Origin of the sequence: Oleiphilus messinensis, assembly GCF_002162375.1 — a bacterium.
Classification (GTDB): domain Bacteria; phylum Pseudomonadota; class Gammaproteobacteria; order Pseudomonadales; family Oleiphilaceae; genus Oleiphilus; species Oleiphilus messinensis.
Map to the genome: position 1 here is coordinate 564,192 of NZ_CP021425.1, position 12,465 is coordinate 576,656.

Annotated in this window: 9 protein-coding genes; 7 read left to right on the forward strand and 2 right to left on the reverse strand. The window is 48.9% G+C overall.

Going from position 1 to position 12,465, the window contains the following annotated elements; translation table 11 throughout:
• Positions 1-2 precede the first annotated feature (2 nt).
• Positions 3-5,321: an AAA family ATPase gene (locus OLMES_RS02530; protein ID WP_087459804.1), complete on the reverse strand. Its 5,319-nt coding sequence runs from the start codon at positions 5,319-5,321 to the stop codon at positions 3-5.
• A 382-nt stretch (positions 5,322-5,703) separates the two neighbouring features.
• On the opposite strand from OLMES_RS02530, the gene OLMES_RS02540 reads away from it, so the two are divergent.
• From OLMES_RS02540 to OLMES_RS02565, 6 genes are all read left to right on the forward strand, one after another.
• Positions 5,704-6,555 carry a sterol desaturase family protein gene (locus OLMES_RS02540; protein WP_087459806.1) on the forward strand — a complete coding sequence of 284 codons (852 nt, stop codon included), beginning with the start codon at positions 5,704-5,706 and terminating at the stop codon, positions 6,553-6,555.
• A 222-nt stretch (positions 6,556-6,777) separates the two neighbouring features.
• Positions 6,778-7,581, forward strand: coding sequence for a siderophore-interacting protein (locus OLMES_RS02545; RefSeq protein ID WP_087459807.1), 804 nt, complete (start codon positions 6,778-6,780; stop codon positions 7,579-7,581).
• A gap of 1 nt (position 7,582) precedes the next feature.
• Positions 7,583-8,539 (forward strand): siderophore ABC transporter substrate-binding protein, encoded by a 957-nt coding sequence (locus OLMES_RS02550; protein ID WP_198343197.1) that lies wholly within the window; start codon positions 7,583-7,585, stop codon positions 8,537-8,539.
• Positions 8,536-9,516 carry an ABC transporter permease gene (locus tag OLMES_RS02555; RefSeq protein ID WP_087459808.1) on the forward strand — a complete coding sequence of 327 codons (981 nt, stop codon included), beginning with the start codon at positions 8,536-8,538 and terminating at the stop codon, positions 9,514-9,516. The genes OLMES_RS02550 and OLMES_RS02555 overlap by 4 nt, the downstream gene beginning before the upstream one ends.
• Positions 9,503-10,522, forward strand: a complete 1,020-nt coding sequence (locus OLMES_RS02560; RefSeq protein WP_087459809.1) for an iron chelate uptake ABC transporter family permease subunit — start codon at positions 9,503-9,505, stop codon at positions 10,520-10,522. Before OLMES_RS02555 ends, OLMES_RS02560 begins: the two co-directional genes overlap by 14 nt.
• On the forward strand, positions 10,519-11,277 hold the full coding sequence (locus OLMES_RS02565; protein ID WP_087459810.1) for an iron ABC transporter ATP-binding protein: 759 nt from the start codon (positions 10,519-10,521) through the stop codon (positions 11,275-11,277). Before OLMES_RS02560 ends, OLMES_RS02565 begins: the two co-directional genes overlap by 4 nt.
• Before the next feature lie 4 nt (positions 11,278-11,281).
• Here OLMES_RS02565 and OLMES_RS02570 read toward each other — a convergent pair whose 3' ends face one another.
• Entirely contained in the window at positions 11,282-11,971 is a 690-nt protein-coding gene (locus OLMES_RS02570; protein WP_087459811.1) for a response regulator transcription factor, read from the reverse strand.
• Positions 11,972-12,143: 172 nt separating this feature from the next.
• Here OLMES_RS02570 and OLMES_RS02575 point away from each other — a divergent pair, with 172 nt between their 5' ends.
• Positions 12,144-12,458, forward strand: a complete 315-nt coding sequence (locus OLMES_RS02575) for a DUF2218 domain-containing protein (protein ID WP_087459812.1) — start codon at positions 12,144-12,146, stop codon at positions 12,456-12,458.
• The last annotated feature ends 7 nt before the right edge of the window (positions 12,459-12,465 follow it).

Genomic DNA, 12,465 nt, shown 5'->3' on the forward strand with positions numbered 1-12,465 from the left:
TATCAGTAAACCGGAGCTTGGTCCGGGATGGTAAAGAAGAAAGTGGCCCCTTGTTCCGGACTGGACTTGGCCCAGATTTCACCACCGTGTTTTTGAATGATGCGTTGTACTGTAGCCAGTCCGATTCCGGTACCGGGAAATTCGTCCGAGGTGTGGAGGCGCTGAAAGGTGGCAAACAGGGCATCGGCCTTGTCCATATCAAACCCCGCACCATTGTCTCGGATGTAATAAATGGTGTGCGTGGCATCCTGTTTTTTACCGAGTGTGATTTCCGAAACCGGCTTTTTGGAGGAATACTTCCAGGCGTTACTGAGCAGATTCTCCAACGCCGAATACAGCATTTTCCGGTCACCTTGCACAATTATGCCGGGACAGATGGACAGGTTGGTGCTTTGTTCCGGGTGCTTGTGTTGCAAATCGCGGATAATATCCTCCGCCATCTCACTCAAGAACACCGGAGCACGTTGCAATTGATGGGTTTGGACTCGGGACAGCTCCAGCAAACCGTTGATCAAGTCTGCGGCGCGTTCACTGCCTTTCATGATACGTTGGGCGTAGTCCATGCCTTCCGTTCCCAAACCAACCTCACAATCTTCAATTAATGCCTCGCAAAATCCCCGTATGGTTCGGATGGGCGAGCGAAGATCATGGGATACCGTGCGAGTGAACGCATCCAGTTCCCGGTTTGCCGTGGCCAACTCACGGTTGGCTCTGGCGAGGTCTGCAGTGCGAGCGGCGACTTTGTGTTCCAGCCCTTGGTTCAGGTTACGGACTTCGGCAAATAAACGGGCATTTTCCAGTGATATCGCCGCTTGAGAAACCAGTAGTTTGATCACATCGAGACGTTCCTGATTAAACGCGTCGGGGGTCAGCGTATTCTCCAGATACAGTGCACCAACTTGCTGATCCCGATAGTCGACGGGAATACACAGCAACGATTCCGGGCGGCGACTCTGGAGATAGGGGTCATCCATGAAACTGTGATTACCCGTGTGCGCCTGCAGTAGAACCAGCTTATCTGTTCTCAACACATAGTTTATGATGGATTTGGGCAGGTGATCCGCATCGTTTAGGGCCGTTTGCAGGGTTTGTGCTGAATCGGATTTATCCAGTCGCAAATAAGCCTGTATTCGCGCATCTCTGGGTTGCCCCATAATCAGAGCACCAGCCTGTGCCCCGGCATTTTCCAGAATCACCCGCATCACTTTGTTGAGCAGGTCACTCAGGGTCAACTCACTGGAAATCGCTTGGGCTGACTTCATAACCGAGGTCATGTCTAATTGATAAACTCTGGACTCCGATGTACTGGTCGTAGTGCTGGTCGAGCTAATGGGCATTTTCCGCGCCAATAGGTGCTGGTGGCGGGACTTGAGTTTTTCGAGTTTGATTTCACAGCCCCAGTACTCATAGAGCGTCATCGCGTCTTGCAGCAGGTTGACCGCGAGCCATTCTGCATCTTTGCTGATCAGGCAATCGGCAAGGCGTTCACTGGCAAGTGCAGCAAAATGGGTGAAGCCGTTGGTTTTTGCCGATTGAATTGCTGTTTTATAGTGCTGCAACAATACTTCAAGCGGTTTGCCCCGCCGCCGTTCAACTTCCGCCAGGACAAGCAGATATTTGTGTTCGAAATTGGCGGCATAGTAATCACTCAGCGATTTGAGATGTCGCACGCAGAAGTCGAGATGGGCTTCTGCTGTCTCGACGCTCATTACCCCCTGCTCGCCCAGCAATGCTGGAGAGTTGGACGAAAGCGCATCACAAAGCAGCAGGGGATAAAGTCCCAGATGATCGATTGAAAAACAGTTTCCAGGTGTGATGTCCATCAGTGTCTGCAATTGATGGCAATGGTACAGCGCGCCTTTCAGATCTTCATTCCAGAACGCCAGTTGTGCGCGGGCATGGTGCAAATAGGTGATGTGAAAACTGGAGTAAATCGCTTTTTTTAACCGCTCACTCAGAAAATGATCATCCAGGTCATGGGTGCTGGTATTCTCACTATTGAGTAAAACAGCGGTTAAGCGGCTGAATATGGTCGGCACAGGGTAAACCATACCTTGCCGGTGTGCGGCTCGACGACAATTCAAGGCGTCGGTGTGAACTTTTTTTAAAGGCTGACCCTGACCAAACTGCAGAAACAATGAATTACTGAGATTGATAATGGCACGACTGATTTCACCATTTTCCAGGCCCAGTTCGTAGCCCCGGTGATGCATGGCAATGGCTTGATGGTACGGCGCATGCAAATACAAGCCATGGCTGGCGATGACGTTCAGGCTGTTGGAAATTTCACGGCAGGCTGGATACTCTGCCAGCACCCGGTTGATTGTGTGTGCCGCCAGGTAAGATTCCCGATACCGGAACTGGCCTCGCAGCATAATCAGACGACAGGAAAGCAATACGGGGGTAAATTCTGATTTGCCAAACTCCAGTATACGGTTGAGGCCGGTCAGAATAAGCGTGTTGAAAAGGTCGAGATTACCCAGAATATAACAGCTTTGCGCCAGGTTGGGTAAAATCTGCATAATCAGCAGTTCAGTTTCTTCGGTGATGTCAGGTAAATTCAGGAACGCATCGAGCCCGTCTGTTGCGGTTAAAGTCTGGAATTTTTGCTCAAGCTCCGTCAGAGCACTGTTGTCGCCTTGCTCGGGGTTGTGAATCTGGACACCCAGTAGCGTCAACCCCTTCAAACCGAGGGTGATTGCTTCACTCCAGCGGGCAATGGCGATGAGCTGTGATAATCGTTGGGCGTACAGGCGTGCCTGGGTTATGGGGTCTCGGCACTGGCTTAACAGCAGGGTATAGTGTTGGTCTGCTTTGTCGGTGTGACCCAGCAGGAATTCACACTCGGTGAGAATACTCATCAACTCGAAACTCAAGCTGTGATGTGTATTCCAGTGCTGATCCGGCAGGAGTTCCAGGCCAACAGATGCATATTTGGCTGCTGCATCCCAAACACTGGCATTATAGGCCTTTCGCGCTGCGGCGGTATTGAGTTCCGCCAGTGCAAGCTTCTCATGACTGTCGGCGATTAAGCGACGGCCTTTGTTCAGTTGTTCCGTAACGGCAAAGCGTTGCTGTTCCAGCTCTTTGTCATCGCTGTGCTGGAGTAGCAATCGGCCGATTGAATAGTGGGTTTCCTGTTGTTCCGCTTCGGTCAGCGATTGGTAAGCTGCTTGCAGCATTCGGTCATGTAAAAAGCGGCAGTGTGGCACTAACGGTGACGCCCGAGTAGATAGGTTGAGCGCGGTGTCTGCCAATTGTGTGGCCGTTTTTCCTTCACTCATACCGGGCAGCCAGTCGCCTCCCTCCTGCAGTAACAAGCCTTCTTTCAAGGCAGGCCAAAGCTGCTTGGCGACCTGATTGAAAGGCTGTTCACAGATAATGCTTAATGTTTGCAGGTCAAACAAACTACCAATACAAGCAGCACGTTGCAGAAGTCGTTGGGTTTCATCGGGAAGCTGGCGCATTTTCTCCAGCATGAGTTCCACCACGTTATTGGTAATCCCCTCGGCGTTGATGGTATCGAGATCCCAGTCCCACTGCTGTCGTGCAAGGTTAAAATGCAACAGCCCTTTGCTGTAGAGTGTTTTCAGAAATTCGTTGATGAAGAACGGGTTTCCGGCGGTCTTTTTCAGTGTCAGCTCGGCCAGAGGTTGCACGCTCTCCGGTGCTTGATGCAAGGCATCGCCAAGTAGACGCTTTACTTGGAGCACCGGGAGTGGTTTGAGATTGAGTGTGCGAACGGTTGATTTCTGTGAAAGGCTGGTAAGCTGCTCTTGAATTTTGTTGATTGTGAGGATCGCGGGGTGGGTTGCATCGACTTCATTATCACGATAAGCCATTAACAACAACAAACGTGACTCAAGACCATCCAGATCCGTACCCATCAATACTGGCAACAGGCTCAACGTGCCCCGATCAGCCCATTGCACATCATCAATAAACATGACCAGCGGGCGCTCATCGGTGATCAGCTGAATAAATCGCTGCATGACAAGCTGGAAACGATTTTGATTCTCTTGAGGCCCAACTGCTTTCAAGGGAGCAAGGTCACCCAACAGCAGACGAAATTCATCCAGAAAATCCACCAGCACCCGGGCATTTGCACCCAGTTCCTGTTTCAGCTTTTCCCGCAAAGACATCAGCGCGATATCTTTGAGGGACAGCGCATACTGGATCCAGCCACTGAAAGCCTGCTTAAGAGCCGAGTAGGGGACATTTTTCTGAAACTGATCAAATTTTCCACTGATAAAAATACCGTTGTGGGCGGCGATGGGCTTGTGAATTTCATGGATCAGTGCGGACTTTCCGATACCCGCATTCCCGGTCACGGTGAAGAGCTGTGGATGACCCTGTGAGACCTGGTAAAAGCTCGACATTAATTGTTCGATTTCTTTATCCCGACCGTAGAGTACCTGGGATATTTGTAATCGATCGGAGACATCATTCAAGCCCAGTGTGATCTCGGGAATCGGTTCGCCTGCGATCACGTAGCGACGACAAATCGTAAGATCCTGTGCCAGTCCCGATGCACTTTGGTAACGTTTCTCGGCTGTTTTTGCCATCAGCCGTTCGATAATGCGGGAAACGCATTCCGGGATATCTGAGCGCAGTTCATGCACCGCCGGTGGTGTCATGGCGATGTGTGCATGCACCAACCCCATTGCGTCTTCAGCATGAAACGGTAAGGTCCCGGTCAGGAGCTGATAAAATGTAACACCAAGTGAATAGAAATCGGTTCGGTAATCCAGTGCCCGGTTCATCCGGCCGGTTTGTTCCGGTGAAATATAGGCTAACACGCCTTCAAGGTTTTCCGGTGGGGCCAGTGCGGGTTGTTCCCGGCTTAACAATGATGACAGGCCAAAATCGATGAGTTGCACCCGTTGCGTGTCTGGATTGATAACGATATTACCGGGATGCAGGTCTTTGTGAATTACCTGGGCATGGTGCACCACCGCTAGCGCTTCCGCCAGTTGCAGTGCAATGTTTATAAATAAATCCAGTGGTAATTGTTGATTCGGAAAACGTTCGCTGAAATGGCGTAGATCAATTGCATCCAGATCTTCCAATTCCATGATGGGCCAGGGATCAGCTTCAATCCACTCAAGGGTTTTTACGATATTCCCATGGTCGAACTTGTTCAAGATCTCATGGCTGAAAAAAAGCCGGGCAAGTTGGGCGGGTGTAGGGTGGACACTGAAGGTGCGTAAAATAACCGGTGTTTTGTCCCGTGAACGAATGGCTTTGAGAACGCAGGTGGAGCCGCTGTTGTAGAGTTCCGAGATATTATGATAGCCCAACGGCGTTAGAATCCGATTCATTGATCACTACTTCGACTTTATTGTTTTTGATTGCCCACAGGCTGAAGGAAAGTATAGCCCAGTATCTCGACCTCGAAAAATTGCCCGCCAGAAAGGCGAAAAGACGGATGGCGGTGATTGTAAATTGTGTAACTTCAATTTTTGGCGATAAGTTTTTTCGTTATAAAAATACGTTGAAAAAACGGCACGGCCAAATAATGAATGCTTGGAGAGTATTATGCAATGCTCTCACATTCCAATTTTTCCATTTTAATTTGCGTCTGGCGGGACCCTTTCAGAGCGGCACGATAACGGGTCCGGCGATACGTGTCGTACCTTCGTTGCACGCCAGGCAATCATTGAATCGAAAAAATAGAGCTTAGGAGCACGAGGAGGTCTCACAATGGATATTTTTCCCCTGCCATTCTTTGAATGGGTTTTTGACGATGTTGTCAGGTTGGTTGCCGCTGGTATTGTCTTCCAGCTTTTGTCCCACTGGTTTCCATTTCGTGAGCAGGAATCACCCCGTGAGGTTATCTGGGATATTGTAGCGATGCTTTTTGCCAGCATTTGCGTTGTGCTCTACGGTGAGATTGTCGGTGCCTGGCTTGTGTCTACTTTAACCGTCGTGCCTGTACTTGAAGTCTGGTATGAAATTATCGCGCCACTGCCGTTATTCGGATTGCTTTTGGGAACGTTACTATTGGGGGACTTTTTCGCTTACTGGACACATCGTTTGATGCATACGACCAAGCTTGGCTGGCAACAACATGCCTGGCACCACACGCCGAAGCACATCTGGTGGTTGTCTGGGTTGCGGGGAACTCCCCTGCATCTGGTTCTGACCATGGGACCTTATACATTGGGCAACATTTTTTTTCTACCGCCGGACATTGCAGAAAACTCATGGATACTGACGACCGTATTTATTATCGGCCTGATTAATCAACATGGCATACATTCAAATATTCGTGTGCCTTACCCGGCTATTGTTGAGAAAATACTGGTCACTCCGCGCTTTCATTTTGTTCATCATAGCGCTGATATTCGTTTTACAAACTCCAACTACGGTTTCATTTTCTCGTTTTGGGATAAGTTATTTGGCTCCTACACCAATCCAGAATGTGTAGCCAAAGATGAGCAACTCGGATTGGATTATCGTGCAAACTATGTGAAACTCATGTTGGGGCTTCCACACTCTCATTTACCACCGCTTGAAGGTGAGAACCTGGCATCTACTCCTGCTACAAAATAGGTGATATTGCGCTCCAAGAGTAAGGAGCGCTATTCGGTTCTGGGGGCTTGAAAGTGCTATTGGTGATCGGGTCTATAAATATAAAAGCAAAAACACTATTTAAATAAAATGATTATCATTTATACTAGCGGAATTGTTATCATTAATATTAGCTATTTGGCATATTGGTATCACCATTTCAAGTGTTAAATCCCGGTTGTGAGTGCCTTACAGGAGTTTCCCATGAGTGAACCCCTCTTGCTGACGGTGGTCAGCAGTACCCAGATTTCGCCTTTTTTCCAGCGGGTTACGTTTACGGGAGAGGGGTTGCAGCGCATTCCAGATGAGAGTGCCGGACTTCATATCAAGCTTTTTTTCAAGCAGTCTCATCAATCCGAATTGGTATTGCCCAGGCTGGTTGACGATCGGGTTCAGTGGCCGGAGAAACACAAAAAGCCTGTATCCAGAACGTACTCGATCCGTCGCTATTCTCGTCAGTTCAATTCACTGGAGGTTGACTTCGTATTGCATGACCACCCGGGTATTGCTTGTGATTTTGCAGCGCAGGCCAGTCCGGGGGATTCGGTGGGCTTTGCCGGGCCTGGTCCGAAGCGGCTTTACGACTCGCTCAGTGGATCGTTTCTGTTAGTTGGCGATCTGTCCGCTGTACCGGCGATAGCCGCCGTTGTGGATGAGCTACCTGAGGGGACTCCGGTCTACGTGCTGATTGAAGTACCCGAAAACGCCCCTTTATCTGCGGTGGAACTGGGTATCGATTGCCTGAGGCAGGTGAATATTACCTGGCATTTCGTTACTCAAACCTTTGATCCTGAAGTCTCCCTCCTGGGCAAACTGAAACAGCTAAATCTCGACTACAGCAATGTGAGTATCACCCTAGCGGGAGAGCATCATAGTGTGGTTCTGTTGAGAGACTATTTTCGCAACAAAGGTGTGGATAGCAATCGGCTCTATGCGGTTCCATACTGGCGCAATGAATTGAATGAAGAAGCATATCATGAAGAACGACATGAAGTTATGGAGGCTTAAAATGATCAAGAATAGCTGGTTGGTTGTGTGCTCAGTAATGACATTTTTAATTTGGGGGCAACAGGCTTATGGCCAGGATGAGACCCGATCCGTTTCGATTGAGCATGCCCAGGGCAAACTCAGTCTGAGCGAGACACCCTCGCGGGTTGTTACTTTTGACCTGGCAAGTCTGGATACTCTTGACGCCCTGAATGTGAATGTTCTGGCGTTACCGACCAAGAGCGTCCATGACCGTTTGGCAAAATATAGCGGAAAACCATACGTTAATGCCGGATCGCTGTTTGAGCCAGATTACGAAACGGTCGCTGCATTGGAGCCAGACCTGGTGATCGTGGCCACTCGCTCATCCCCCTCATTCAAAATGTTGAACAGCATTGCACCGACTATCGATCTCTCCGTTTGGGGTGAAGGTTTTATTGAACAATTCAAAGATCGAAGTTCGACATTGGCGAAAATTTTTGCCAGGCAATCGCTCTATGAGAAACGCTTGAAGGGCATTGAGCACAAGATTGCACAGGTTCGTTCATTCAGCAAAGATGCGGGTAAAGCGTTAATTATCTTGACCAATGGCGGGAAAATCAGTGCTTACGGTCCCGGTTCCCGCTTTGGTTGGTTGCACTATGAGTTAGGCTTTTCTTCCGTATTGACATCAGATGATCCTGAACAAGCCAGTAATATTGGAACCCATGGTGACCCGGTTTCATTCGAGTTTATTCACGAGGCGAATCCGGCGTGGCTCTTTGTGGTGGATCGTGATGCCGCTGTTGGCTCTGCACGAGGGGCGGCTCGAGCGTTGCTGGATAATCCCATCATCAAGCGTACCCAGGCCTATCAATCGGGGCAGATTGTTTATTTGAATCCAATGAATTGGTATGTGATTGCCGCAGGGTTAAATGCCGTGGATGAAAGCGTTACCGAGGTGTTGGAAGCACTGCAAAAGTCTGTGAGTCAAAAATGATTAGAGCCACCATTGGTGGAGGGTTGGTCATTCTGGCCCTCGTATTCATCAGTTTGGTGGTTGGTAATACGGAGATTGATCACAACCCATTGAATTGGTTTGGCGGCGTGAACGATCAAGGGGATCAGGATCTTGAAATCCTGACTCTGTCTAGAATTCCAAGAACCATAGCACTGATTCTGGCGGGCATTTCGCTCTCGGTCGCCGGTTTGATCATGCAGATGCTGGTCCGCAATAAATTCGTTGAGCCTGCAACTACAGGTACTGTGGAGTGGGCCAGTCTCGGACTCTTGCTCTGTTTGATTTTTGCCCCTGGGTTGAGTGTCATCATTAAAATGGTGGTTGCCTGTCTGTTTGCCTTGTTTGGAACCGGTCTCTTTATGCTGTTGTTACAACGCATTGATATCCGTTCTGATGCCATCGTACCCCTGGTCGGCTTGATTTATGCTGCAGTGATTGGTGCGGCTATCGCCTTTGTGGCTGATCAGGCCGAATTGATGCAGTCCATATGGGTCTGGATTCAAGGTGATTTTTCCATGGTCCTCCAGGGACGCTATGAATTGTTGTGGTTTGCCGGCTGTCTTGGGGTCGTTGCCTACATTACTGCGGACCAATTTACACTGGCAGGGCTGGGTAAGAACATGAGCGAGAATCTGGGCCTAAACTACACCCTGGTATTTATATGGGGGATACTGCTGGTCTCGGTGATTTCCGGGATTACTGTGGCGACGGTCGGTGTTATCCCTTTTTTGGGGTTAGTCGTTCCGAACTTGGTGAGTCTCATCGTTGGTGACAACCTGCGTTACGCTCTGCCTTGGGTTGCTGTCACGGGAGCTGCTCTGATTTTACTCTGCGATATCGTTGCCCGCCTGATTACGTTCCCCTACGAAATCCCAATTGGCACAATTATGGGCGTTATCGGCAGCCTGCTTTTTTTATATTTGCTACTGAGGTCAGAACCCCATGGACAATCTTGAGCTCAATGACGTCCGTCTGATCAATTCAGGCTCAAGTAAACGCCTTCGGACCTATTTTGCATCGCCTCCGGGGCGGCTTGCTGCCGCGGTGGCAATCGCGGTGTTAAGTGTACTCTTGTTTTTGACCTTGAATGTCAAAGCCGGTTGGGAATTTACTCTGATGTTTCGCGGTAAAAAACTGTTGACGCTGCTCGCTGTCGCTTTTGCGATATCCGTGGCGTCCTTATTGTTTCAGACGCTGACTCAGAATCGCATTTTGACACCCGCCATTATGGGGTTTGACTCACTTTACATGTTAATTCAAACCACGATGGTGTTTCTGCTGGGAAGTTTTGCATTCAGTGATTTCAATGTTTACGGGAAATGGCTGATTGAAGTCTCAGTCATGACCGGAAGCTTATGTTCACTTTACCTTTTTGTGCTTTACCGGCAACAGCAAAGTCTGTTCGTGCTGGTGTTGGTTGGCGTGATTCTTGGTGTTTTTTTTCATAGCCTTTCGGCGTTACTTCAGCGCATGATGAACCCAACAGAGTTTACAGTATTGCAGGATGCATTGTTTGCCAGCTTCAATGCTGCCGACAGTCACTTGTTGATTCTCTCGGGCATTATGATCGCCATTACATGCCTGTTTTGTTTTCGGATGCATGCCGTGCTGGACACCGTTGCACTCGGGCAGCCTATCGCCACGAATCTCGGGATTAGTTACAAGCCGTTCCTGTTGCTCACTCTTGCATTGATCTCTGTTTTGGTTTCGGTTGCGACGGCGCTGGTCGGGCCGGTGACGTTTTTCGGTCTTTTGGTTGTTAATCTGGCGTATTACCTTGCCGGAACCAGTCGGCACCGGTATCTGATTCCGATGTCGGTAACCATTGGTGTGATTTGTCTGGTTGCCGGTGAGGTAATTTTGCAGCATGGGTTCAGTTTTAATACGCGACTCAGCATACTGATCGAATTTATTGGTGGTTTGTTTTTCCTGATACTTGTTCTCAACCGGAGGTTTGCATGATTCAACTTAAAAATGTGTCCCTGAGGTTGGGGCAGCACTGCGTGCTCGGTGACATTAATGCCAGTATCGGTGCGCCGGGGCTCACGGCGATTATCGGGCCTAACGGTGCTGGTAAGTCTTCTCTGTTATCCGTGATGTCTCGTCTCCAGCCACCCACTGAAGGGATTGTGTTACTTGATGGAAAAAATCTACATGATCTCCCGGGTAACACTGTGGCAAAACAGCTCTCTTTGTTGCGTCAGGAAAACCACCTTGTCTCCCGGTTAACGGTAGCAGATTTGGTGTGTTTTGGTCGCTTTCCCTATCACAAGGGGCGCCCGGGGAAATCGGACTGGGAAAAAATTCAGCAATGTCTGACGTTGCTGGAATTGGACTCAATCCGGCATCGCTATCTGGATCAGCTCTCTGGGGGGCAGAAGCAGCGGGCATTTATTGCTATGATTCTGGCTCAGGACACCCCCTATATTCTGCTCGATGAACCGCTGAATAACCTGGATATGAAGCACGGGGTTGCCATCATGAAAACCCTGAAAAAAGCTGCGAAAACGAGTCAGAAGCGAGTGATTATGGTTTTGCACGATATTAACTTTGCTTCAGTATACTGCGATTTTATTGTGGCGATGCAAAATGGCGGTATCACCCATCAAGGCCGAACCGAAGAGATTATGGACTCAGCGGTTTTAAGTGACATTTATCAAATGTCCATGCGGGTAGAGGAATTTCACCAGCAGAGAATCTGTTTCTATTACCAATGAACGGTCAAGAGAAGCAATAGCCAGTACCATGAATGGTTTTCAGTCGGTCTTTGGGCATACCGGCCTGCTCCAGCTTCTTGCGTACCCTGCTCATATGCATGTCCAGGCTGCGGTCGTAGAGTATGAATTCCCGTTCCAGAATCGTTTTGTATAAAAAAGCCTTACTGAGGATTTCGTTCGGGTTGCTGACAAGCATCCATAAAAGTTTGAATTGAGTTGGTGTCAGTGTGATTTCCCGGTCGCTGTAATAGGTTGATTGTGTTCGCTTGTTGAGTTTCAGGCCATTTGTATGGATTTCGAGCTGAGATTTTACAGGGGATTGTATTACTCCGGTTCTCCTCAGTATGGCATCGATGCGCAACATTAGTTCTTCCGGGTTAAATGGTTTGGGAAGACAATCATCCGCGCCGATAGACAGGCCCTTTATGCGCTCCGCCTCGGTACCGTCATTCATCAGCATTATGACGGGTGTATTGCTGTTGTTGCGCACATGGTGCAAAACGGAAAATCCGTCTCGATCTGGCAGCATTGCGTCTAGAAGGATCAAATCGAATTTCTTTTGCACCGCGCAGAGTAAGCCCTGTTCACCGTCAAACTGTTGCTGAACATCAAAACTGCGATTGCGCAGGAGGGTTGTCAATTGATTGTTGAGGGATTGGTCGTCGTCGATCACTAAAAGTTTTGCGGGGTCCACATTTCGATCTCTATCTAAAGTATAATGATAAATATTATCATTTATAGTTGATAATAAAAATACAAATCAATACTATTTGATAATTGACGCTGTGCCTCCCTTGTGATCTTGGCTTCGGGTGCCGCCACTTCAGCTTTTTCTCAGATACCAGTTTGTCTTTTGGAGATTTCTTATGAATGAAACCCTGTGTTGCCAGTCTCTGGCATTTGTTGCTACAAGTCTGCCAGCAAAATATATTAATCGTATGTGTCGTCACTTTTCCCACAAGGTGGATGCTGAATGGGGCGATGATCGCGGAGTGATTGTCTTCAGTATTGGCAAGTGCCTGCTGGAGGTAGATGAGGGTGGCTTGCGCGTACAGTGTGATGCTCCTGATGATGAGCAACTTGAAGAGCTCATGGAGGTGGTTAAGTCTCATTTTGATCGTTTTGCAGCGCAGGATGGGCTGGAGCTGACTTGGTCTGCCAGTCCAGCAACTCACCTCTAACGAACCT